Origin of the sequence: Algibacter pectinivorans, from assembly GCF_900112595.1 — a bacterium.
Lineage (GTDB): Bacteria > Bacteroidota > Bacteroidia > Flavobacteriales > Flavobacteriaceae > Algibacter_B > Algibacter_B pectinivorans.
Genome location: NZ_FOMI01000005.1, coordinates 154,856 through 176,552 on the forward strand (window position 1 = coordinate 154,856; position 21,697 = coordinate 176,552).

A 21,697-nucleotide genomic window follows, 5' to 3' on the forward strand; every position below is an offset into this window, starting at 1 on the left:
TTAGTTTCATATCAAATAGCGTTCCATTCACTTGGGTTGGTATTCCATTCAGATAAGGTTTTAAGCTGTTTTTCAGAAATATAATTGGTTTCCAAAGCTTCTTCTAGTAAACTTTCGTAATTACTTAAGGTGTTTAAACGAATGTTTTCTTCTTTGAAGTTTGTTTCTGCTATTTCAAAGCCATAGGTAAAAATAGCAACCATCCCTTTTACATTAATGTTAGCTTCTTTTAAGGCTTTAACAGCGTTTAAACTACTTTTTCCTGTGCTAATTAAATCTTCGACAACCACTACGTTTTGTCCGCTTTCTACAAAACCTTCAATTTGATTTTTTCTGCCATGACCTTTAGCATCTGGTCTAACATATATAAAAGGTAAACCTAAATATTCTGCTACTAGCATACCTATGCCTATAGCACCAGTAGCAACACCAGCAATAACATCGGGTTTGCCATATTCTCTTTCAATATACTTTCCTATTGTTTCCCGTATATAATTTCGAATGGTAGGGAAAGAAAGTACAATGCGATTATCGCAATAAATTGGCGATTTCCATCCGGATGCCCATGTAAAAGGTTCTTGTGGACTCAGTTTTATGGCATTGATTTGCAATAAAACTTCCGCGGTTTTTTTAGCTGTGTCTTTGTCAAAAATCATAATACAAAATTACAATTAAATTTAAATTTAATTGACTTGTTGGATATTAATAAAATAAATTTTTCAACAATGGTTTATATGTAACTAAAAATTATATTTTTACAATACCAAATTATTAGATATTGCAAACCATGTACAAAATTTTTGTTGGCGACAAACCAATAATTTTAACCACCGTAGCTGAAGAGGAAACTAACTTTAAAAATTATTTGCTTAAAAATGTAAATATGTCTAAAGTTATAAAAAAGCTTAATAAAACAGAGTTGAGCGAGGTGAGACTTATTCATAAAAATCCTAAAAAAATCCTAAAAAAGTTTTTAAAAAAACTACCTAATGTGGTGGCCGGTGGCGGTAAAGTTTATAACGCTAATGGCGATATTCTTTTTATCTACAGAAATGATAAATGGGATTTACCTAAAGGAAAAACAGAAAAAAAGGAGAGTATTGAGCAAACATCAATACGCGAAGTAGAGGAGGAAACAGGTGTTAAGGGCTTAGAGATTGTTAAACAATTAGATACCACATACCATATTTTTAAGCGAAACGGTACTTATAAAATAAAAGTTACCTATTGGTTTGAAATGAAAACAACCTACGATGGCAAATTAAAAGCTCAACAAAACGAAGGCATTACAAAAGTGGCTTGGTTAAATGAAGAGTTAACTAAAGAAGCACTAAAAAATTCGTATGCAAATATAAAGTTACTCGTGTAATGGCCATTAACCTTAAGTAGTTTGCTGATTTAATAGTTGCAATGCAAATTTTATTACCTTAGTGCTTATATATTATTTAGTAATGACATGTTTTTAATTTAGTACTATTATATTTTGATGCGATGGGCATTTTTAAGTTATCATTTGGTACAATAACAATTCTTCAAAATAATTTAGCAGAAGTTATAGTTGATGAAGGTATCGTTATGGATGACTGTTCTGTGGCCGAATTTCATAAATTCATAGTTAATAAATTAGAAGCTCCGTGTGGACTAATGGTAAATAAAAAGTATTCTTATACATATACTTTTAGTGCTCAAAAAAGAATTGGTGTTTTAAAAGAAATAGAGCACGTGGCTGTAGTAACGCAAACTAGTGCAGGTATTATGTCTACTCAAACCTTGCTAAATGTTAGTGGTTTTATTGAGGAAACAACTAGGTTGTTTCAAGATAGGGAAGAGGCACTTATTTGGCTTAAAAAGAAATTGGCCTAAAATATAACGAAAACGATATAATTTTATAAAAGTAAATTATAGGTCTTCTCACTTGCCTACCATTATATTAAGCGTAAATTTGCAGCTTCAAAAAAAGAATTATGACCGAATTTTTTAGAAAGCGCTCTGCTAACGCAAAAAATGATATTTTAAGTGGTATTACTGTCTCTTTGGCAATGATTCCAGAGGTGGTTGCATTTGCCTTTGTAGCACAAATAGACCCTTTAATGGCTCTATCTGGAGCATTTATTATTGGCTTAATTACTGCCATTTTTGGAGGCAGACCCGGTTTAATTTCTGGAGCAGCAGGAGCAGTAGCAGTTATTTTTGTTAGTATGATAGCCGAAGGACATACCAAAGGTATGTTACTAGATACGCCTATTGAAAACATGGGCTTTTTCTACCTTATGGCCTGTGTTATTTTAATGGGAATTATACAAATTTTAGCAGGGGTTTTTAAGCTGGGGCGTTTTGTTCGTTTAATACCTCATCCAGTAATGATGGGGTTTGTTAACGGTTTATCTATTGTTATTTTTATGGCACAGGTAAAAATGTTTTCTCATAAATCCTTACAAGTATCTCCAGAAGGTGTTAACGAATATGTTAGTACCTATATGCAAGGAATAGAATTGTATACCATGATTGGTTTGGTGCTTTTAACCATGGGGATTATGTGGGGGCTACCAAAAGTTACAAAAAAATTACCGGCAGCACTAACAGCTATTATTGTAACCACGCTAATTGTTGTTGGTTTTAATATGGATGTTTCAACAGTTGGGTCTTATATTATTGAAGGTGGTGGTACCGGTTTAAAAGGCGAGTTTCCAACACCTAACATCGAGCTATGGCAAAACTTACCTTTTAATTTAGATACCTTAAAGTTTATTGCTTTACCTGCATTTTTAGCGGCTTCGGTAGGATTAATTGAAACTTTAATGACTATGAATTTAGTCGACGAGATAACCGATACCAGAGGTAACGGAAATAAAGAATGTGTAGCACAAGGTGCAGGAAATATAGTTTCTGGTTTATTTGGTGGTACCGGTGGTTGTGGTATGATTGGACAAACAGTAATTAACATTAACGCTGGTGGTCGTGGTCGTTTATCTGGAATCATGATGGCAGTAACCTTATTATCCTTTATTCTTTTTGCCGATAAATTAATCGAAATGGTACCTATTGCGGCCTTAATAGGTGTAATGTTCATGATGGTTATCGAAACCTTTGCATGGTCAAGTTTCAGGATTTTAAAGAAAATACCAATGTCCGATGCTATTGTACTTGTAACAGTATCTTTAGTAACCGTATTTGTCGATTTAGCCATTGCTGTATTCGTAGGTGTTATTATTTCAGCATTAGTGTTTTCTTGGGAAAATGCTAAAAAAATTAGAGCCAGAAAACGTCTGTCAGAAGATGGTAAAACAAAAACGTACGAAATATGGGGTCCATTATTCTTTGGGTCAATTCAGGCTTTTAACGAAAAATTCGATATTAAAAACGATCCAGATCATATCGAAATAGATTTTGTAGAGTCGCGAGTTAGCGATCATTCTGCCCTCGAAGCCATTTTCAATATCGTTAATAAATACGAAGCCGCGGGCAAAACCATTAAGTTAAAGCATTTAAGCGAAGACAGTAAAATTTTGCTTTACAAGGCAAGTCCAAAATTTAGAGAGGTAATTATCGAAGATGTCGACGATCCTCGCTACCATTTAGCTGCAAACCCAGAAGCCTTCCCAAAAGGGCTTTCGGAGTATGAATTTTAATGTTTATGTTACTTATTTTGTTAATTCGAAGTACACCTCAATTTAATAGAGGCAATAGAATAAAAGATTAATAAGAGGTAAGTAATATATTTGTAATGTTTTTCGTAATCGATTTTAAACTAAAAACTATTACTGAGACCGTATTTTGAGGTTTATAATATGGAATTAGGAATCACTTTTCGCGTCCAAGTTTTTAAGCGCTTATAATTACTAACCTCAGAATCCGGATTAAAATCTAAAGTCGTTTCCCATGAATTTTCAGGTTTAAACTCTATGTTCATGCCTTTTAAAACACCTTCCGATATTTTTTTAGATTCTACAACTACAATACATTCCGTATTTAAATTAGCACTTCTTGGATCTAAATTAAAAGTGCCAATAACTGTAGTTTTGCCATCAATAACCATCGATTTAGCATGTAGTCCAAAAATAGGCGCATACTCTAATGTAGCTTGCAGTTCTCCAGTCATGATTTTTTTACGTTCTTCGGCATCTGGTTTAAATTCAAATATTCTAACACCAGTTTTTAGCAAATCTTTTCTGCTGGATTGGTAGCCACTAAACGCTTCCACGTTATCGGTGCTAGATAAACTGTTGGTAAGGATTCTAATGTTTACACCACGATTTACGGCAGCTTTAAATAACGCTCGGGAGGTTTTCGAGGTAATTAAATACGGCGTTTGAATATCTATCGAAGATTTGGCATTTTTAACCAAATTTATAAGTGCCGTTGTAGAAATACCACCACCACTTAAACCGTTTTTGCCATCGTTTTTCCCTGGTAAATCCGAAATAAAACGAACCTGGTCTAGCCAAACCAAATCGCCAGAGTTTTTAATAGTATTAAATGTTTCTGGTAAATTTTCAATACGTGTTCTAACTTGTGGCCAAAAATTTTCTGGGTTACAAGCATATTCATGAAGATTGTCAAACCTGTTTTCTTCAAGTATGTTTTCAGGAATGTCCTTAATTACATTTGTAACATCTATACTTAATGCGCTATTCCAAAAGGTTTCAAAAGATGTTTTTACTGTTTTCGTTTCTTTTCCTATCAACAGGATATCTCTATCTCTAAAATTATATTCGTGGTCGTAATCAAAATACTCATCGGCTATATTTCTGCCTCCAGTAATAACCACCTTATCATCAACAATAAAAGTTTTGTTGTGCATGCGTTGGTTAGCGGCCTTAAAATTTATTGCAAATTTTCCTGTTTTCTGAAAAATGTTTTTACCTAAGTTTACACCAGGGTTATATATTTTAACCGATATGTTTGGGTGAGAATTAAAGGTTAAAATGTCTTGAGCATCGGCTTCAATCATAATATCATCAACTAGAATGCGGACTTGAACGCCTCTGTCGGCAGCTTTAATTAAATAGTCGCAAGCAATTAAACCTACATTATCTGTCGAGAATATAAAGTATTGAATATCGATAGTTTTTTCGGCATATTCGGTTAACCACGCTCTGGCTACCATGGATCCGCTGCCATCTTCAAGCACATAAACACCCGTTTTGTCTTGCATTATCGGTGTGAATTCTGCTAATGCTTTAGACAGAGATAGGCTATCGTTCCGTTGGAGTTTAGAACAAAAATCGGTTTTTGTTGTATCGGTTTTCTTGTTGTTACAAGACGTTAAAACCATTACAACGACTAATAAATAGTATTTTAATTTTAAAAAGACATTCATGTAACGGGTTATGGCTTTACACGAACACTATCGGGAACCAACTTGGTATAATCGCCGTTGTTTCTAATAACGTCTCGAACAATGGACGATGCTATAAACGAAGTTCTTGCCGCGGTTAAAAGAAATACGGTTTCAATGGTAGATAAATGTCTGTTTGTGTGAGCAATAGCTTTCTCGAACTCAAAATCGGCAGGATTTCGTAATCCTCTTAAAATAAATTCTGCACCTATTTTGTGACAAAAATCTACTGTTAAACCTTTGTATGTAACAACTTTAACCTTAGGTTCGTCTTTAAAAGTTTCCTCAATAAAGCGTTTTCTATCATCTAAAGAGAACATGTATTTTTTATCGGCGTTTACACCAATGGCTACAATAACTTCATCAAAAAGTGTAACACCGCGTGTAATAATATCTACGTGTCCTAAGGTTAAGGGATCAAAAGACCCTGGAAATAAAGCTCGTTTCATAAAATTGCTTTTAGTCTAGTTATTACCGCAAAGGCGGGCATATTTTAATCTCTATCTATATTATAAATAGTTTTTTCGGTATATAAAGATACTATTTCTTGTTTTGTGTAGCCATCAACTAAATCGCTGTAATTTTCGGCCTTATCAATTTTATAGATAGCACTGCGTTTATCAATTTCATAATTGTTAAAAATTACATAAACGCTATCGTTAGTTACTCCTGTTACTTTCATGGTTGTATACTGTCCTTTAGATTCCGATAAAACAGAATAAACATCGCCAATAGCTGGGTTTTTAACGTAATCTGCTTCGGCGTCTTTATGTTTAGAACTCGAATAGGTAAAATAGGCTATAATTAGTAAAATAATAGCTAAACCACTAAAATGTAAAATTGGAATACCGGTATGTTTTTCGGTTTCGAACTTACGCTGGATTTGCTCCGGAAGCTCTTTTAATTTATACGTACGTTTACACGAATTACACTCTAATACGTTTACTTTACCCATTGGGAAAATTGGTATCCAATATATGTAAGCGTATTTGCCAAACACACTATATGTCATGGATGTTTGAGTTTGACAATTAGGACAAGTAACATTTGGTAATTGACCATCTTTTAATCTGGAGGAATTTGTGCCGTAAAAAATCATGAGTTTTAGTTATATTGAATTAATTGTTTTTCGTGTTGTTTTCCTCCTGTTACAAAGGGCTTAAGAATGGCTTTTAAGGGCTTCTTCTATGGCGCTATCAAACAAATCGGCTAGCGATATGTTTGCCGCGGCTGCTTGTTGCGGTAAAATACTTTCTCTGGTTAACCCGGGAATGGTATTCATTTCTAATAGGTGCGGTTCACCGTTTTTAAATATAAATTCGCTTCGGCTAAAGCCTTTCATTTTTAAAACTTCGTATACTTTTTTAGCTTCTTGGGTTACTTTTTCTTCTTCCTCTGGTTTTAATCGCGCTGGTGTAATTTCTTGAGATTTACCAAGGTATTTAGCTTCGTAGTCGAAAAAATCATTTTCCGAAACAATTTCTGTTATAGGCAATACTTTGGTTTCGCCTTTATAGGTAATAACACCAACCGAAACCTCGGTACCTTCAAGAAAGGATTCAATAATAATTTCGTTGTCTTCTTTAAAGGCTACATCTATGGCGTTTTGTAAATCTTCCTTTTTATGTACTTTTGATACTCCAAAGCTGCTCCCAGCTTTATTGGCTTTTACAAAACAAGGGAGTCCCACTTTTGCAACAATGGCATCTGGATTAATGGTATCGCCAAGGTTTACATAAAACGATTCGGCTGTTTTTATACCGTAAGGTTTTAAAACGCTTAAACAATCGCGCTTATTAAAAGTTATACCAGCTTGATACATATCGCAACTGGTATGTGGTATGTTTAATAGTTTGAAATAGCCTTGCATAAACCCATCTTCTCCAGGAGAGCCATGAATGGCATTAAAAACACAATCGAAGGTAATTTTAAAGGCATCTACATTAATGGAGAAATCGTTTTTGTCTATTGGGAATTCTTCGTTTTCGTCGTTAACGTAAACCCATTTATCTTTAAAAATATGTATGCGATAGGCTTTGTATTTTGATTTGTCTAGCGTTTCGTAAACTACATTTCCGCTGGTTAAAGAGATTTTGTATTCGCTGGAATACCCACCCATAATTATGGCGATGTTTTTCATATATAGTATTTTGTTATTCCCTTGTAGCAGGGAGTCTCTTTTTTTATGTCTTTCTTGTTTTTTTGTTGTTAACACAAACTTTAGCTTTAATGTTTAACTTATGCACTACGCCCGCGTTAGGGATTGTAGTGGAAAGCCCGCAGCCCGACGGTAGGAGGTGCGAGGACTTGCAGCCTTTCGATTTCGCTCAAAACAGGCTTCAAGCCCAACCGCCTGCCCTGATCGAAGTTGAAGGGTGCGGTAACGCTCAAAATATTGATAGTATTCAGATAAAATATCGAAATCTATTGAAGCGGCTTAACATTAAAAAAACTAATTTTGTGAACTTACAACCAAAAACTAATAATAAAACGTACTTATTTTGAGTTACTATTAGTTAAGCTAAAATATCATATATATTGCAAAAGAAAAAACAGTTCTGTTTTTATATATTTGCCTAATCGAAAATTCTATTCATGAGCTTTATAAAATTTATAACCAGTAAAACTTTTTTTAAGCAGCTTTTACTTGCTTTAGTAGCTGTTGTCGTATTGTGTTTTATCATGTTAAAGTGGTTAAATATTACAACCAATCATGGCGATTTTGAAACTGTGCCGCAGCTTACAGGTAAATCTATTAGTGTGGCACAAATGGAATTGAAGGATAATAATTTGGTGATGAAAATTCAGGATTCGGCAAATTACAACCCGGATTACCCGAAGTATTCGGTAATAGAGCAAGACCCGCAAGTGGGAACACAAGTGAAAAAGGATAGAAAAATTTATATAACGCTTAACCCATCTGGCTACAGAAAAATGAACATACCAGAGGGCTTAATAGATAAAACATTTAGACAGGTTAAACCAAATTTAGAGGCCTTAGGGTTTAAAATTGGTAAAATAACTTATGTTGATAATATTGGAAAAGACATGGTTTTAAAGCTTAGTCACAAAGGAAAAACACTTAATGCTGGCGATAAATTAGCCAAAACTTCGGTTATAGATTTAGTGCTTGGTAATGGAAACCGACCGTAACTATGGACGACTATACACCGCAATTACCAGACGAAAATGATCTTTACGAACATCATGCATTTACTGTAGATAAAGGGCAAACGCCCCTTCGTATTGATAAATATTTAATGAATTTTGTTGAAAACGCTACCCGAAATAAAATACAAGCTGCTGCCAAAGAAGGAAGCATTTTTGTTAACGATGTGGCTGTTAAAGCAAACTACAAAGTAAAACCCCTAGATAAGATTAGAGTATTGTTATCGCACCCACCATTTGAGAACTTATTGGTAGGTGAGGATATTGATATAGATGTCGTTTACGAAGACGACGACCTGTTGGTGGTTAATAAAGAAGCCGGTATTGTTGTGCATCCAGGGCATGGTAATTATTCGGGTACGCTTATAAATGCTTTAATTTACAGATTCGATAATTTACCAAACAACTCTAGCGAACGCCCGGGATTAGTGCACCGCATTGATAAAGATACTAGCGGACTTTTAGTGGTTGCCAAAACCGAAAAAGCTATGGCACATTTATCGGCACAGTTTGCTAATAAAACTAGCGAGCGCGAATATGTGGCTATTGTTTGGGGAAACATGAGCGAAGATGAAGGCACTATTGAGGGCAACATTGGACGCCACCCTAAAAACAGACTACAAAACACCGTGTTTCTTGATGATGAGGCCGATAAAGGCAAACCAGCCGTTACGCATTACAAAGTTTTAGAGCGTTTGGGTTATGTAACCTTGGTGTCCTGTAAACTAGAAACTGGCCGTACGCATCAAATACGTGTGCACATGAAACATATTGGACACACCTTGTTTAACGACGAGCGTTATGGTGGCGAAAAAGTGCTAAAAGGTACCACGTTTACTAAATACAAGCAGTTTGTAGATAATTGTTTTAAGGTATTACCAAGGCAAGCGCTGCATGCTAAAACTTTAGGTTTCGAGCATCCAACCACGGGAGAATTTATGCGTTTTGAAACTCCGGTGCCAGACGATATGCAACAGTGTATCGAGAAATGGCGTAATTATACTAAAAACCAAGCTTTATAATAGTTATGTTATTTCTGTTAAGGGAATAAGGCTTATAAGTTTTCTTTAATAATTAACATTTTTGAGCACTAATCTATTTTTTACTAGGAATTAATGACACCTTAAGCCTTCTATATGTGTGGCTTGTTTTTAGCATTTTTTAAGGGTAATAAAACCGCTTTATTTAAATCTTAATTAATTTATAAAAAGCTAACTTTGGTGTTAGCCTATAAATTTATATTAAGGGTTGGTAGACCATAAAGAAGCCCCTTTTAACATGGCTCTTCTAGGTAATTTTAAACTAGCCACAATTAATTCGGCAAAATCTTCGGGTTGCAAAACTTTTTCTTCGTTGCCATCAGTTATTCCTAAATCTAGGGCCATATCTGTTGCAATGGTACTTGGTGTTAAAGTACACACACGAATATTGTTTTTACGAACTTCTTTCATTAGCGATTCAGACATGCCAATTACAGCAAATTTAGAAGCTGAATATGCCGATGTTTGCGCATTTCCCGTTAAACCAGCTGTTGAGGATACATTTAAAATATCACCTTCATTTTTTTCTATTAAATTCGGCAATACTTCTTTGGTAACATAATACATGCCCATAACATTTACTTGAATGATTTGTGTCCAATCTTCAACTGTCATGTCGTTAAAAGTTCCAAAAGCAGCAATACCAGCATTGTTTACTAAAATATCAACAGTGCCTAAGTCAGTTATAAGTTTATTAATTCCTTTTTGTACATCTTGATAGTTGCTTACATCAAAAACTGCGTAAAAGGCATTAACGCCTAAAGCTTTTAGCTCTGTTACTGTTTCTTTTAAGGTGTTTTCATTTCGGCCTGTAATAGCAACATCAACACCTTCTTTAGCTAAAGCAATAGCTGTTGCTTTTCCTAGTCCTCGACTACCACCTGTAATAATTGCTTTTTTTCCTTTTATAACTTCCATAATATTTTAGATTAAGTTTTAAGTAAAGATAAAAACATCAATTCTATTTATAGTCGTATCATAAATAATTTTAAGACCAAAACATATAAATGAATTAGTAGTTGTAAATTTGAAAATGAAGAAAAATTGAGAGTTCTACTTTTAGCAGAACTAAAAAAAAATAGCATTAATTATGAAATTAGTATTATCACCAGCAAAGTCTTTAAATTTTGAAAGTCCGTTACCAACGGCAAAACATACAACGCCAGAATTTTTGAAGCAGTCTGAACGTTTAAATAAACTGCTTAAAACCAAATCGGCTAAAAGTTTGTCTAAGCTTATGAGTATTTCTGATGCTTTAGGACAGTTAAATTACGAGCGTAATCAAGATTGGGAAACCCCTTTTACTCCAGAAAATGCGCGACCAGCAGTGTATGCTTTTAACGGCGATGTGTACCGAGGTTTAGATGCCTACACCATTCCGGAAGAAAAATTAGAAACCCTACAAAGTACGGTGCGCATACTTTCGGGTTTATATGGTGTTTTGAAACCAACCGATTTAATGCAACCCTATAGATTAGAAATGGGAACAAAATTAAAAGTTGGGCAAAATAAGAATCTTTATGAGTTTTGGAAAAAAGACATTACAAAAGCCTTAAATGAAGAGCTTGAAGACGATGAGCTGTTCTTAAACTTAGCGAGTAACGAGTATTTTAAAGCCATAGATACCAAAACATTAAAAGTACCAGTTGTAACTGCTAATTTTAAAGATTTTAAAAATGGTAAGTATAAAGTTATATCATTTTTTGCAAAGGAAGCTCGTGGTGCCATGGCGCGTTATATTGTAGATACTAATGCACAAACTATAGACGATTTAAAAGGCTTTAATTATATGGATTACGGTTTTAGCGATGAGCTATCTAAAGCTAACGATTTAGTTTTTACAAGGTAGTTTTAGTAAAACTATGTCACAGCAATCCAATTTTATAAGTTTAAAAATTTAATGTATTACTACTTAATAATTGCACTTCAGGCGTATTGTTTATACCATCTCTATACCAATAGAAATGCCTTTTATTGGTGGTTTATTATTCTGTTTTTAGGACCTATTGGATGTGCAATCTATTTACTAACCCAAGTTTATAATAAGCGTGATGCCGAAAAAATAACGGAAAATCTGGCTCATGTAATTAATCCTTCAAAAAAGATTACGGATTTAGAAAATCGATTAGAATTTTCGGACTCGTACCAAAACCGTGTAAATCTGGCCGATGCGTATTTAGAAATTAAAGATTTTGATAAGGCAATTGCGCAATACCAAGAAGCTTTAAAGGATACATCTCAAAATAATTCTTACGTTACCAAGCAACTTATTGAAGCGTATTTTAATATTCAGGATTTTAATCAGGTTGTTTTTTATGCTGAAACCATTAAAAATCATTCCGAATTTAAAAAATCTAGAACACAGTTTTTATACGGATTAGCCTTAGAACAATTAGGCAAATTGGAAGCTGCCGAAGCTAATTTAAGAACTATTGATGTTAGATATTCCTTTTATGAAGAGCGCCTAATATTAGCTAAATTTTTGATAAGTAATCAAAAAACAGAGGATGCTAAAGCGATTTTGAATGCTATTTCTACCGAGTCTAGTCACATGACAAAACAAAACCAAAAACTTTATAGAACAACCATACTAGAGGTTGAGAAGCTATTAAAAGAGCTGTAGTTGTTATTTTGCTTCGGCTTTAGCACCAACGCTAATTTTGTTTTCAATAGATTGTTTCTTTTTAATTCGTGGTCGTCTTGCCCCAAAAGTACCTCTGTTTATTTTACCTCGTTTTGTTTTTTTATCTCCTTTTCCCATATCAAGTAATTGTTTTTTCATTTCCGCGACGGCGGAAATCTCATTATTTTTAACCAATTATAGAATATAGCCATTTTAAAGCAGAAATACAAGTTAAATAGATGTTCATTCATAAACACCCCTACAAACCATTTATCGAAAAAGACACAACAAAATTGATAGTTGGCACCTTACCACCTCCAAGGTTTTCAACGGGAGATCTTTTAGAAAAGGATGTCGATTTTTGCTACGGAAGTTATTACAACTCGCTTTGGCTATTTATCGATAAAATCCATAATTTAGGTTTGCGATACGATGGTTCGAGTGAAGCTATTGAACAACGAAAAACATTTTTAAAAAAGCATAAAATTGGCGTTTGTGATATTGTGGCTAGTGCAGAACGCGAAAAAGTTGATGCTTCAGATTTAGGTATGACAAATATTAAACTTCGGGATATTGTGGGTTATTTAAAACAATATCCAAATATTAATACATTATTGTTTACCGGTGGAAATAGTAAAAATGGGCCCGAATATTTTTTCCGAAGGCATTTAAAGACTTATAATTTAAAGTTAGATGTAGTTGAAAATGAAGTGCCACGAATTCATGAATTTGTCATGCCGAATAACACACAGGATGCTGTTAATGGTAAACGTATTATTAAAACGGTTTCGTTAACCTCAAGTTCTGGAGCAGCAAATATTTCAATAAGTAGACTACCACTTTATAAACAGTTAAAGGCTAAAAATCCGGAGTTTAATACCTTCGATTTTCGAGTGATGCAGTATAGTGAGTTTTTTTGAGCCTTTAATTGAAAGCTAGCGAGAAAATTAGCTGTACCTTTGTCGCTTAATAATAAGAAGGAGGTAAAATGCATTTATGTTTTGTTATCTCAAATGCCCAAGAAAGGGTCTTCATAAAAACACTATATGTCATTTCAATCTTTAGGCTTATCCGAAGCCTTGCTAAAAGCAATTAGCAAAAAAGGATACACAACCCCAAGTCCAATTCAACAAAAAGCAATTCCTCCAGTTTTAGAAGGGCACGATGTATTAGCATCTGCACAAACAGGAACCGGAAAAACAGCTGGTTTTACATTACCATTGTTACATATACTTTCTGAAAATCCGAAAGAAAAATATAGACCCATTCGTGCTTTAATATTAACACCAACAAGAGAGTTGGCGGCACAAGTTTATGCTAATGTTAGAGAATATAGTGAGTTTTTAAACTTACGTAGTGCTGTAATTTTTGGTGGCGTAAACCAAAAACCACAAGCAGCAACTATTCGTCAAGGTGTCGATGTTTTAGTTGCTACTCCCGGACGTTTATTAGATTTACAGAGTCAAGGTATTATATCGCTTAAACGCGTAGAAATATTTGTTTTAGATGAAGCAGATAGAATGCTTGACATGGGATTTTTAAGAGATATTGAAAAGGTTATAAAATCTATGCCTGAAAAGCGTCAGAATTTGATGTTTTCGGCTACGTTTTCAAAAGATATTAAGAAATTAGCACATGGTATTTTAAACCATCCTGTGCAAGTTGAAGCTACTCCCGAAAATACTACCGTTGAAGCGATTTCGCAAAAAGTATATCGAGTTGCCAAAGGCTTAAAAACAGGCTTAATTATTAAGTTAATTTCCGATGGAAATTGGAAACAAGTTTTGGTTTTTAACCGAACAAAACATGGTGCGAATAAGCTTTGTGAAAAGATGATTAAATCTGGAATAACAGCAGCAGCTATTCATGGAAATAAAAGTCAAGGCGCAAGAACAAAAGCTTTGGCTGGTTTTAAAAGTGGACGAGTACGTGTTTTAGTGGCAACAGATATTGCAGCACGTGGTTTAGATATTCCATTATTACCTCATGTTATTAATTTTGAATTACCTAATATTTCTGAAGATTATGTGCACCGTATAGGTAGAACGGGTAGAGCAGGAGCTAAAGGTGAAGCTATATCCTTAGTAAGTGCCGATGAAACTAGTTTTTTAAGAGATATTGAAAAGCTTATTGATATGAAATTGCCAGTGCAAATTGTAGAAGGTTTCGAACCTGACCCAAATGCATCAACGCAACCTATAAAACAAGGTCAAGGGCGTCAAAATAGAAAACCTAGAAATAGCAATTCTGGTGGTTCTAATAAAAACTCAGGAAGAAGTAATAAGTCTAGAAGCGGCAATAGTGCAAGACGTAAATAGTATACATGAACAAGATTCTTAAAGCTAAAATCATAGAAGTTTGCGACAAAAAAATTGCCTCGAAAGGAGACGGTGTTGGCGTATCCTTCTATGCTTTTTTCAAGAATAAAAATGATAACCCAGAACTATTAATGGAAGCTGCAACATGGTGGATTAAAACCCATAAATTAGACCATTTTGAAAAGGCCGTTAAAATTAAAAAATTAGTCGAAAATTTGTAATGGAATCACAACCAAATAATCCGCTTCATGGCATAAAGCTAGAACAAATTATTAATGATTTGGTAGCGCATTATGGATGGGAATATATGGGAACTGTTGTGAAAATTAAATGTTTTACAGATAATCCTACTGTAAAATCTAGCTTAAAATTTTTACGTAGAATGCCTTGGGCTAGAACTAAGGTTGAAAATATGTATTTAAATATGCTAAAGCAAAAACGATAATGCTATTATTTTATATGTTTTTCAACCCCTCATAAACAGTAATGCTAACCGCATTAGCTAAATTTAAGCTTCTAATATGCTCGCTATAGAGTGGGATTTTAAAAAGCTGATCTTTATGTTTTTCTATTAATGGTTTAGGTAAGCCAACAGACTCTTTTCCAAATATTAAAAATATATCATCTTCAAAAGGAATATCCCAATGATTTTTGGAGCCATGGCTAGACAGAAACGCCATGTTTTTATCTTTATTGATGTTAAAGAATTCATCAATATTTTCGTAGTAAGTAATTTGTATATGTTGCCAATAATCTAACCCTGCACGTTTTAAACGCGCATCGGTAATTTCAAAACCAAAAGGCTTAACTAAATGCAAGTGCGACCCAGAAGCTAATGCTAAACGGCCAATGTTTCCTGTGTTATTAGGTATTTCTGGTTCTATTAAAACAATGTTTAAAGGCATTATTCTGTTTTGGTTTTAACCTTTACTTTGGTAGCTGCAGGTTTCATTATAATTCTTAAAGTACTGTCGTTATTAAAATAACTAATCATCCAGTTCATGAAAATAAGGAGCTTGTTTTTTATGCTTAAAATTAGCATTAAGTGAATAAACATCCATGTAAACCAAGCTAACCTACCTTGAAAACTAAATTTTGGTAAATCTACAACAGCCTTACGTTTTCCTATAGTTGCCATAGAGCCTTTGTCTTTATATTTAAAGTCTTTTAGAGGTTTACCTGTAATGCGGTTGGATAAGTTTTTGGCTAAAACATCGGCTTGCTGCAAAGCTACTCCGGCAACTTGCGGATGTCCATGCTCGTAATTTGGTGTACTCATAAATGCAATATCTCCCAAAGCATAAACTTGGTTTAAGCCTTCAACTTCGCTATGTCTGTTAACAATTAACCTGTTGCCACGGGTAACGCAAGCTTCTGGAAACCCTTTTATTATATTTCCTGTTACACCAGCTGCCCAAATCACATTTCTAGATGGAATTAGTTCTCCAGAATTTAGTGTTACCGTTCGTCCATCATAATCACTAACAAAAGTGTTGGTTTTAACTTCAACACCAAGTTCTTCTAGGTATTTTTGAGACATGGTTTGAGAACCTTCACTCATAGGACTTAGCGTATTCGGGCTTCCTTCTAGCAGGTAAATAACCAATTTAGAAAAATCTTTATCTGGGTAATCTTTAGGTAAAATGTTTTTCTTCATTTCCGCCAAAGCCCCTGCTAATTCTACTCCGGTGGCGCCACCACCAACAACAACAAAGTTTAGTAGGGCCTGTAGTTTGGTGGGGTCTGTAGTGTTTAAAGCATCTTCAAAGGTTTGTAAAATCCTATTTCTAAGCTGTATAGCTTCTGGAATAGTTTTCATGGGGTAGGCAAATTTTTTAATGCTCTTATTGCCAAAATAGTTTGTAGAGCAACCTATGGATAATACCAAATGATCGTAATCAAAATTACCTATAGGTGTGCTTACAAATTTATCCTCAAAATTAATTTCAGAAACCTTTGTTATTCTAATTCGTACATTTTTTGCCTTTTGAAACACCTTTCTTAAAGGAAAAGAAATACTTGCGGGTTCCAGTCTGGCAGTCGCAACCTGATACATTAAAGGTTGAAATTGGTGGTAGTTTTGCTTATCAATTAGCCATACTTCATAGTTGGGGTGGTTAATTAATTCTTGAGCAAGCCTTAAGCCTGCAAATCCAGCACCAATTATTACTATTTTTTCCGGTTGTATCATTTTTATTTTAATATAGATTCAACAAAGTTATTTAATGTAGCAACTCTTCTCTATAAGGTGTTATTACGTATTTCTAATGCTAGTAAAACCTTAGTTCTAGGATGCAGTATTTAATAGTTTTAAAGCAATTATCCTCACTAAGAGTAAAAAAGGAAATGCATGCATTAGTAAATCAAACCAATCTTTAATCTCCATACCATGTGCTCCTCCAAAAACCCATTTTAACTTTCCCCAAACATGCGGTTCTGGATAAAAAGGGGCTAGTCCTAAAGTAAAACAAAGTAGTATGGCAATTCTAAGATCCTTAAGTGGTTTCAAATAGGTTTAATTTAAAATTGAATTTACAAATGTATCAATGCTATTTACCCCATTATTAGTAACATGTTTTACAAAAGCACTACCAATAATAGCCCCTTTGGCATATTGCGTGGCTTGTGTAAAAGTCTCGTTATTACTAATCCCAAAACCAATAACCTGCGGGTTATTTAAGTTCATTTTTCCAATACGCTCAAAATATTCGGTTTGCACGGTTCCAAAACCAGATTGCGCTCCGGTAGTACTCGCACTACTCACCATATAAATAAATCCGTTAGAAATAGAATCGATATAATGAATACGCTCATCGCTAGTTTGCGGTGTAATTAAAAATACATTTATAAGGCCGTATTTTTCAAAAATAGCTTGATATTCTTCATGGTAAACATCAACAGGTAAATCCGGAATAATTAAACCATCAATACCAATTTCTTGGCATTTTTTGCAAAAAGCTTCAACCCCATATTGAAACATTGGGTTAAAGTATCCCATAATAATTAAAGGAATATTTACTGTTTTTCTAATGTCTTTTAGCTGTTCAAAAAGCACTTCGGTGGTCATGCCGTTTTTTAAAGCAGCTGTAGAACTTGCTTGAATAGTTGGTCCATCGGCCAATGGGTCGCTAAACGGTAGGCCAATTTCAATCATATCGACACCGTTTTTTTCTAAATTCTCGATAATGGTCACGGTATCGTCAATATTTGGATATCCTGCTGTAAAGTAAATAGATAGTAATTTTTTGTCTTCGTTTAGCTTTTTATTTATTCTGTTCATTGTCGTTTTTATTTTGGGCGTTACCACAAGGGTCGGGCTTTCACTACTCGCTCCCTCCTAAAAAGTCGGGGAGCTCAAACATGCCGTTCAATCCCTAACGCGGTAATAACGTCATCTATTTATATTTTAAAATACTCAATATAGTTGTTTAAATCCTTATCACCACGACCAGATAAACTAACCACAACAACATCATTTGGTTTAAATTGTCTCTGTTCAAAAATGGCTAAAGCATGCGAACTTTCAATAGCCGGAATAATACCTTCTAGTTTACAAAGTTCTAACCCAGCATTCATAGCATCTTCATCTGTAATAGCCATAAATTCTGCACGCCCTGTTTTCGCTAAATGCGCATGCATTGGGCCAACACCAGGATAGTCTAATCCTGCCGAAATAGAATACGGTTCTGTAATTTGTCCGTCTTGCGTTTGCATTAACAAGGTTTTACAACCATGAATAATACCTTCTTTCCCTAAAACCGATGTTGCAGCACTTTCACCCGAATCTACACCTAAACCTGCAGCTTCAACGGCTATAATTCCAACTTCTGGTTCGTGTAAATAATGGTAATAGGTTCCTGCAGCATTGCTACCTCCACCAATACAAGCCACTAAATAATCTGGGTTTTCATTACCTGTTTGTTCTTTTAATTGCCATTTAATTTCTTCTGATATTACCGCTTGAAATCTAGTAACCATATCAGGATACGGGTGCGGACCAATAGCCGAACCAATAATATAATGCGTATCCACAGGATTATTTATCCAATCGCGAATAGCTTCGTTGGTAGCATCTTTTAACGTGCGGCTTCCCGATAATGCTGGTACTACTTTGGCACCTAACATTTTCATTCTAGCCACATTGGGTGCTTGTCTAGCAATATCTATTTCGCCCATGTAAACAATACACTCTAAGCCCATTAAAGCACAAACAGTAGCTGTTGCAACACCATGTTGTCCAGCGCCAGTTTCGGCAATAATACGGTGTTTGCCTAAGCGTTTGGCCATTAAAATTTGACCAATAGTATTATTAATTTTATGAGCACCAGTATGGTTTAGGTCTTCGCGTTTTAAATATATTTTGGTGTTATATTTTTCCGAAAGACGTTTAGCAAAATAAAGCGGACTTGGGCGTCCTACATAATCTTTTAAAAGTTTATCGAACTCTGCCTTAAAATCGGGTTCTGCCATAACTTTTAAATAGTTTTGGCGCAACTCTTCTACATTTGGGTATAGCATTTCTGGTATAAATGCACCTCCAAATTCGCCATAATAGCCTTTTTCGTTTACGTTATAATTCATAACATGTTCTTTTTTATAATCTAATACCTCGCTGAGGTTCTTTTTAAAAGCTTTTAATGCTTCAATGTTTTTTAATCCGGGTTCAATTTCAAACTTACTGTTTACATCCAAAGCATAACAGTATTTTGATGCTTTGCTGTTTGTAAATTGTTTAATATCTTCTATTTCTTCTAAGCCAATACCACCACTTAAAAAGAAGGGTTTTGTTGATGGGTAATGGTTTAATAAATTCCAATCAAAGGTATAACCGTTTCCTCCAGGGTGTTTTCCTTTTGTATCAAACAAAAAGAAATCGCATACAGCTTCATAAGGTTTTAGTCTGTTAAAATTGAATTCGTCTTTTACCGAAAACACTTTTATTATTTCTAAAGGATGTGATACTGAAACAAATTTAGCATGACGATTTTTTAAATCGTCACAATATTCAGGAGATTCGTTGCCGTGTAATTGAACAGCTTGTAAGTTGTGCTTGTTTATTTTATCTATTACAAATTCCAATGAGGCATCAACAAAAACTCCTGTTTTTTTGATGGCTTCGTGTATGTCAGGAATGCTTTCAGAATCAAAGTTTCGCGCAGATTTTTCATAAAATATAAATCCAAGATAATCCGGTTGCAATGCTGCAACGTTTTTGATGTTATCTTGATATTTCATGCCACAAACTTTCAGCCTCACCCTAGCCCTCTCCAAAGGAGAGGGAATTGATTGCGTGATATGTTGTTTCTTTTTAGTCATAAGAGTAAAAGTTCTCCTCCTTTGGAGGAGTTAGAGGAGGCCCTTTATAAATTCGGTTGCACTTGTTCCAGGATTATCTGTTTTCATAAAGTTTTCTCCAATTAAAAAACCTTGGTACCCATATGGTTGTAATTCCTTTATAGCTTCAATATTACTTATACCACTTTCCGATACTTTTACAAAATCGTTTGGTATAAGGCCGCTTAAACTTTTACTGGTGTCTAAACTAACATCGAAGGTTTTTAAGTTTCTGTTATTAACACCAAGCATGTCTAAACTTGGCATAATAGATTTATGTAACTCTTCTTCGTTATGCACTTCCAAAAGTACATCAAGATGTAAACTTTTAGCAAACTCAGAGAATTGTTTTATTTCATCTCTAGATAAAATTGCAGCGATAAGTAGAATAACATCTGCGCCGTAAGCTTTAGCTTCAAGCATTTGATACTCGTCTATTATAAATTCCTTCCTTAGTAAAGGTAAGTTACAACTTGCTCTTGCTGTTAGTAAATCGTCTAACGAACCGCCAAAATACTTGCCATCCGTTAAAACAGACATACCGCAAACACCTGCATCTTGATACCCTTTTGCTACGTCTTGCACATTTAAACTGTTGTTAATTACAGATTTTGATGGCGAACGACGTTTATGTTCTGCTATAATTCCAGATGTACTGTGGCGTAGGTTGTTTGCTAAGGATACGGTTTGTCTTTCAAATAAAACAGATTGTTCTAATTGAGAGGTTGGAATTAGGCTTTTTCGAAGCTCAACTTCTTTGCGTTTATCAAGTGTTATTTTATCTAGTATATTCATGTTCTAGTCTTCAGTATTCAGTATTCAGTCCTCAGTCCTCAGTGAGCAAACTGCTAACTGGTTACTGCCAACTGCGAACTTTTTTATTTACTTAACTCAATCAATTTATCTAAACTGGTTTTAGCTTTACCAGAAAACAGGGAGTCTTTTGCAATTTCAAAACCTGCTTGATGCGAAATTTGTTTTGATGTTGCAATAGCTAATCCTGCATTGGCGCAAACGACGTTGTTTTGTGCTTCGGTTCCTTTACCGCTAATGATATCAACAAATATGTTTGCGGCATCTGTTATGGTATCGCCACCAAAAATGGCTTCTTGTTTTATTTTTGCAACCCCTAAATCTTCTGGAGAGAAAAGTTTTTCGGTGTGGTTTGAAATAATTTTTGCTTTTCCTGTTAACGAAATTTCATCGTAACCATCTAATGCATAAACAATATTATAGTTGCTACCTGTGTTTTGATATAAAAAACTATATAGCCTTAAAACCTCTAAGTTAAAAACACCTAATACGTGGTTTTTAGGAAACGATGGATTAACCAAAGGACCTAAAATATTGAAAAACGTTTTTACACCTAATTCTCTTCGTATTGGTGCTACGTTTTTCATTGCTGGATGAAACAGTGGTGCATGTAATATGCAAATTCCTGCTTGGTCTAAACATCGCTTTAGGAAATCTTCGTTATTAGAAAATTTTACACCTAAATGTTCCATTACATTGGATGATCCGGATGTTGATGACACACCATAATTGCCGTGTTTAGATACATGAACTCCTGCGCCTGCCGTAATAAAAGATGATAGGGTAGAGATGTTAAAGGTGTTTTTGCCATCGCCACCGGTTCCTACTATATCTATGGCATTAAAATCGGACAGATTTATTGGTAAACATAGCTCTAGTAGGGCGTCTCTAAAACCTTTTAACTCTTGTATAGTAATACTTCGCATCATGAAAACCGATAGAAAACACGTTATTTGGCTAGGGTTATACATATCGTTGGATATGTTAACGATAACTTGTTTAGCTTCTTCGCTTGAGATAGTTTCGTAATTTATTAATCTTTTGAGTATATCTTTCATTTTCT

At 34.5% G+C, this 21,697-nt stretch carries 25 protein-coding genes and 1 pseudogene; 11 read left to right on the forward strand and 15 right to left on the reverse strand.

Going from position 1 to position 21,697, the window contains the following annotated elements; genetic code table 11:
- Nucleotides 1–11: 11 nt before the first annotated feature.
- Nucleotides 12–656, reverse strand: coding sequence for an orotate phosphoribosyltransferase (gene pyrE, locus BMY96_RS09220; protein ID WP_092851513.1), 645 nt, complete (start codon nucleotides 654–656; stop codon nucleotides 12–14).
- 131 nt (nucleotides 657–787) lie between these two features.
- Here pyrE and BMY96_RS09225 point away from each other — a divergent pair, with 131 nt between their 5' ends.
- The 3 genes from BMY96_RS09225 (at nucleotide 788) to BMY96_RS09235 (ending at nucleotide 3,629) form a co-directional block, all read left to right on the forward strand.
- Complete coding sequence (locus tag BMY96_RS09225; RefSeq protein WP_092851514.1) at nucleotides 788–1,369, forward strand: NUDIX hydrolase; 582 nt, start codon at nucleotides 788–790, stop codon at nucleotides 1,367–1,369.
- Nucleotides 1,370–1,491: 122 nt separating this feature from the next.
- Complete coding sequence (locus BMY96_RS09230) at nucleotides 1,492–1,863, forward strand: hypothetical protein (protein WP_092851515.1); 372 nt, start codon at nucleotides 1,492–1,494, stop codon at nucleotides 1,861–1,863.
- Between the two features lie 101 nt (nucleotides 1,864–1,964).
- The gene (locus BMY96_RS09235; RefSeq protein ID WP_092851516.1) at nucleotides 1,965–3,629 is read left to right on the forward strand and encodes a SulP family inorganic anion transporter; all 1,665 of its coding nucleotides are present in this window, start codon (nucleotides 1,965–1,967) and stop codon (nucleotides 3,627–3,629) included.
- A gap of 152 nt (nucleotides 3,630–3,781) precedes the next feature.
- Here BMY96_RS09235 and BMY96_RS09240 read toward each other — a convergent pair whose 3' ends face one another.
- From BMY96_RS09240 to BMY96_RS09255, 4 genes are read right to left on the reverse strand one after another with little or no spacing between them, the layout of a single operon-like run.
- Nucleotides 3,782–5,320 carry a phospholipase D family protein gene (locus BMY96_RS09240; protein ID WP_092851518.1) on the reverse strand — a complete coding sequence of 513 codons (1,539 nt, stop codon included), beginning with the start codon at nucleotides 5,318–5,320 and terminating at the stop codon, nucleotides 3,782–3,784.
- Nucleotides 5,321–5,328: 8 nt separating this feature from the next.
- Nucleotides 5,329–5,787: a pantetheine-phosphate adenylyltransferase gene (gene coaD / locus BMY96_RS09245; RefSeq protein WP_092851519.1), complete on the reverse strand. Its 459-nt coding sequence runs from the start codon at nucleotides 5,785–5,787 to the stop codon at nucleotides 5,329–5,331.
- A 44-nt stretch (nucleotides 5,788–5,831) separates the two neighbouring features.
- Entirely contained in the window at nucleotides 5,832–6,437 is a 606-nt protein-coding gene (locus BMY96_RS09250; RefSeq protein ID WP_092851520.1) for a zinc-ribbon domain-containing protein, read from the reverse strand.
- A 60-nt stretch (nucleotides 6,438–6,497) separates the two neighbouring features.
- Entirely contained in the window at nucleotides 6,498–7,478 is a 981-nt protein-coding gene (locus BMY96_RS09255) for a D-alanine--D-alanine ligase (protein ID WP_092851677.1), read from the reverse strand.
- 455 nt (nucleotides 7,479–7,933) lie between these two features.
- Here BMY96_RS09255 and BMY96_RS09265 point away from each other — a divergent pair, with 455 nt between their 5' ends.
- Together BMY96_RS09265 and BMY96_RS09270 are read left to right on the forward strand one after the other, a co-directional pair.
- Nucleotides 7,934–8,491: a PASTA domain-containing protein gene (locus BMY96_RS09265; RefSeq protein WP_092851524.1), complete on the forward strand. Its 558-nt coding sequence runs from the start codon at nucleotides 7,934–7,936 to the stop codon at nucleotides 8,489–8,491.
- 2 nt (nucleotides 8,492–8,493) lie between these two features.
- Nucleotides 8,494–9,528 (forward strand): RluA family pseudouridine synthase, encoded by a 1,035-nt coding sequence (locus tag BMY96_RS09270; protein ID WP_092851526.1) that lies wholly within the window; start codon nucleotides 8,494–8,496, stop codon nucleotides 9,526–9,528.
- Nucleotides 9,529–9,747: 219 nt separating this feature from the next.
- Here BMY96_RS09270 and BMY96_RS09275 read toward each other — a convergent pair whose 3' ends face one another.
- Nucleotides 9,748–10,464, reverse strand: a complete 717-nt coding sequence (locus BMY96_RS09275) for a 3-ketoacyl-ACP reductase (protein ID WP_092851527.1) — start codon at nucleotides 10,462–10,464, stop codon at nucleotides 9,748–9,750.
- 172 nt (nucleotides 10,465–10,636) lie between these two features.
- On the opposite strand from BMY96_RS09275, the gene yaaA reads away from it, so the two are divergent.
- Together yaaA and BMY96_RS09285 are read left to right on the forward strand one after the other, a co-directional pair.
- Nucleotides 10,637–11,395, forward strand: a complete 759-nt coding sequence (gene yaaA, locus BMY96_RS09280; protein WP_092851528.1) for a peroxide stress protein YaaA — start codon at nucleotides 10,637–10,639, stop codon at nucleotides 11,393–11,395.
- Nucleotides 11,396–11,446: 51 nt separating this feature from the next.
- Nucleotides 11,447–12,169 carry a hypothetical protein gene (locus tag BMY96_RS09285; protein ID WP_092851530.1) on the forward strand — a complete coding sequence of 241 codons (723 nt, stop codon included), beginning with the start codon at nucleotides 11,447–11,449 and terminating at the stop codon, nucleotides 12,167–12,169.
- Between the two features lie 3 nt (nucleotides 12,170–12,172).
- Here the strand turns inward: BMY96_RS09285 and BMY96_RS09290 are convergent, their stop codons facing one another.
- Entirely contained in the window at nucleotides 12,173–12,307 is a 135-nt protein-coding gene (locus BMY96_RS09290; RefSeq protein WP_092851679.1) for a 30S ribosomal protein THX, read from the reverse strand.
- 101 nt (nucleotides 12,308–12,408) lie between these two features.
- On the opposite strand from BMY96_RS09290, the gene BMY96_RS09295 reads away from it, so the two are divergent.
- The 4 genes from BMY96_RS09295 (at nucleotide 12,409) to BMY96_RS09310 (ending at nucleotide 14,932) form a co-directional block, all read left to right on the forward strand.
- Nucleotides 12,409–13,089 (forward strand): uracil-DNA glycosylase family protein, encoded by a 681-nt coding sequence (locus BMY96_RS09295; protein ID WP_092851531.1) that lies wholly within the window; start codon nucleotides 12,409–12,411, stop codon nucleotides 13,087–13,089.
- A 126-nt stretch (nucleotides 13,090–13,215) separates the two neighbouring features.
- Nucleotides 13,216–14,487 carry a DEAD/DEAH box helicase gene (locus BMY96_RS09300; RefSeq protein WP_092851532.1) on the forward strand — a complete coding sequence of 424 codons (1,272 nt, stop codon included), beginning with the start codon at nucleotides 13,216–13,218 and terminating at the stop codon, nucleotides 14,485–14,487.
- Nucleotides 14,488–14,492: 5 nt separating this feature from the next.
- A complete protein-coding gene (locus tag BMY96_RS09305) occupies nucleotides 14,493–14,708 on the forward strand; it encodes a DUF6500 family protein (RefSeq protein WP_092851534.1) in 216 nt (71 codons plus the stop codon).
- A complete protein-coding gene (locus BMY96_RS09310; protein WP_092851535.1) occupies nucleotides 14,708–14,932 on the forward strand; it encodes a VF530 family protein in 225 nt (74 codons plus the stop codon). Before BMY96_RS09305 ends, BMY96_RS09310 begins: the two co-directional genes overlap by 1 nt.
- Nucleotides 14,933–14,942: 10 nt before the next feature.
- Here BMY96_RS09310 and BMY96_RS09315 read toward each other — a convergent pair whose 3' ends face one another.
- From BMY96_RS09315 to trpD, 8 genes and pseudogenes are all read right to left on the reverse strand, one after another.
- Nucleotides 14,943–15,392 (reverse strand): tRNA (cytidine(34)-2'-O)-methyltransferase, encoded by a 450-nt coding sequence (locus BMY96_RS09315; protein WP_092851537.1) that lies wholly within the window; start codon nucleotides 15,390–15,392, stop codon nucleotides 14,943–14,945.
- Nucleotides 15,392–16,678: an NAD(P)/FAD-dependent oxidoreductase gene (locus BMY96_RS09320; RefSeq protein WP_092851538.1), complete on the reverse strand. Its 1,287-nt coding sequence runs from the start codon at nucleotides 16,676–16,678 to the stop codon at nucleotides 15,392–15,394. The genes BMY96_RS09315 and BMY96_RS09320 overlap by 1 nt, the downstream gene beginning before the upstream one ends.
- Nucleotides 16,679–16,774: 96 nt before the next feature.
- The gene (locus BMY96_RS09325; RefSeq protein ID WP_092851540.1) at nucleotides 16,775–16,996 is read right to left on the reverse strand and encodes a hypothetical protein; all 222 of its coding nucleotides are present in this window, start codon (nucleotides 16,994–16,996) and stop codon (nucleotides 16,775–16,777) included.
- A gap of 6 nt (nucleotides 16,997–17,002) precedes the next feature.
- The gene (trpA, locus tag BMY96_RS09330) at nucleotides 17,003–17,767 is read right to left on the reverse strand and encodes a tryptophan synthase subunit alpha (protein WP_092851543.1); all 765 of its coding nucleotides are present in this window, start codon (nucleotides 17,765–17,767) and stop codon (nucleotides 17,003–17,005) included.
- 119 nt (nucleotides 17,768–17,886) lie between these two features.
- Nucleotides 17,887–19,068: a tryptophan synthase subunit beta gene (gene trpB / locus BMY96_RS16205; protein ID WP_349267206.1), complete on the reverse strand. Its 1,182-nt coding sequence runs from the start codon at nucleotides 19,066–19,068 to the stop codon at nucleotides 17,887–17,889.
- A 51-nt stretch (nucleotides 19,069–19,119) separates the two neighbouring features.
- Nucleotides 19,120–19,803, reverse strand: a pseudogene (locus tag BMY96_RS16210) (phosphoribosylanthranilate isomerase); the annotation flags it as partial.
- Between the two features lie 30 nt (nucleotides 19,804–19,833).
- On the reverse strand, nucleotides 19,834–20,616 hold the full coding sequence (trpC, locus tag BMY96_RS09340) for an indole-3-glycerol phosphate synthase TrpC (RefSeq protein ID WP_092851545.1): 783 nt from the start codon (nucleotides 20,614–20,616) through the stop codon (nucleotides 19,834–19,836).
- Nucleotides 20,617–20,699: 83 nt separating this feature from the next.
- Nucleotides 20,700–21,692: an anthranilate phosphoribosyltransferase gene (gene trpD / locus BMY96_RS09345; RefSeq protein WP_092851547.1), complete on the reverse strand. Its 993-nt coding sequence runs from the start codon at nucleotides 21,690–21,692 to the stop codon at nucleotides 20,700–20,702.
- Nucleotides 21,693–21,697 lie beyond the last annotated feature (5 nt).

Coding starts and splice junctions, on each gene's coding strand:
- BMY96_RS09265 (WP_092851524.1), top strand. CDS start 7,934: ATGAGCTTTATAAAATTTATAACCAGTAAAACTTTTTTTAAGCAGCTT.
- pyrE (WP_092851513.1), bottom strand. CDS start 656: ATGATTTTTGACAAAGACACAGCTAAAAAAACCGCGGAAGTTTTATTG.
- BMY96_RS09230 (WP_092851515.1), top strand. CDS start 1,492: ATGGGCATTTTTAAGTTATCATTTGGTACAATAACAATTCTTCAAAAT.
- trpA (WP_092851543.1), bottom strand. CDS start 17,767: ATGAACAGAATAAATAAAAAGCTAAACGAAGACAAAAAATTACTATCT.
- BMY96_RS09285 (WP_092851530.1), top strand. CDS start 11,447: ATGTATTACTACTTAATAATTGCACTTCAGGCGTATTGTTTATACCAT.
- BMY96_RS09305 (WP_092851534.1), top strand. CDS start 14,493: ATGAACAAGATTCTTAAAGCTAAAATCATAGAAGTTTGCGACAAAAAA.
- trpD (WP_092851547.1), bottom strand. CDS start 21,692: ATGAAAGATATACTCAAAAGATTAATAAATTACGAAACTATCTCAAGC.
- BMY96_RS09235 (WP_092851516.1), top strand. CDS start 1,965: ATGACCGAATTTTTTAGAAAGCGCTCTGCTAACGCAAAAAATGATATT.
- trpC (WP_092851545.1), bottom strand. CDS start 20,616: ATGAATATACTAGATAAAATAACACTTGATAAACGCAAAGAAGTTGAG.
- BMY96_RS09290 (WP_092851679.1), bottom strand. CDS start 12,307: ATGGGAAAAGGAGATAAAAAAACAAAACGAGGTAAAATAAACAGAGGT.
- BMY96_RS09320 (WP_092851538.1), bottom strand. CDS start 16,678: ATGATACAACCGGAAAAAATAGTAATAATTGGTGCTGGATTTGCAGGC.
- BMY96_RS09225 (WP_092851514.1), top strand. CDS start 788: ATGTACAAAATTTTTGTTGGCGACAAACCAATAATTTTAACCACCGTA.
- BMY96_RS09310 (WP_092851535.1), top strand. CDS start 14,708: ATGGAATCACAACCAAATAATCCGCTTCATGGCATAAAGCTAGAACAA.
- BMY96_RS09275 (WP_092851527.1), bottom strand. CDS start 10,464: ATGGAAGTTATAAAAGGAAAAAAAGCAATTATTACAGGTGGTAGTCGA.
- BMY96_RS09270 (WP_092851526.1), top strand. CDS start 8,494: ATGGACGACTATACACCGCAATTACCAGACGAAAATGATCTTTACGAA.
- BMY96_RS09250 (WP_092851520.1), bottom strand. CDS start 6,437: ATGATTTTTTACGGCACAAATTCCTCCAGATTAAAAGATGGTCAATTA.
- coaD (WP_092851519.1), bottom strand. CDS start 5,787: ATGAAACGAGCTTTATTTCCAGGGTCTTTTGATCCCTTAACCTTAGGA.
- BMY96_RS09255 (WP_092851677.1), bottom strand. CDS start 7,478: ATGAAAAACATCGCCATAATTATGGGTGGGTATTCCAGCGAATACAAA.
- BMY96_RS09315 (WP_092851537.1), bottom strand. CDS start 15,392: ATGCCTTTAAACATTGTTTTAATAGAACCAGAAATACCTAATAACACA.
- BMY96_RS09300 (WP_092851532.1), top strand. CDS start 13,216: ATGTCATTTCAATCTTTAGGCTTATCCGAAGCCTTGCTAAAAGCAATT.
- yaaA (WP_092851528.1), top strand. CDS start 10,637: ATGAAATTAGTATTATCACCAGCAAAGTCTTTAAATTTTGAAAGTCCG.
- BMY96_RS09240 (WP_092851518.1), bottom strand. CDS start 5,320: ATGAATGTCTTTTTAAAATTAAAATACTATTTATTAGTCGTTGTAATG.
- BMY96_RS09295 (WP_092851531.1), top strand. CDS start 12,409: ATGTTCATTCATAAACACCCCTACAAACCATTTATCGAAAAAGACACA.
- trpB (WP_349267206.1), bottom strand. CDS start 19,068: ATGAATTATAACGTAAACGAAAAAGGCTATTATGGCGAATTTGGAGGT.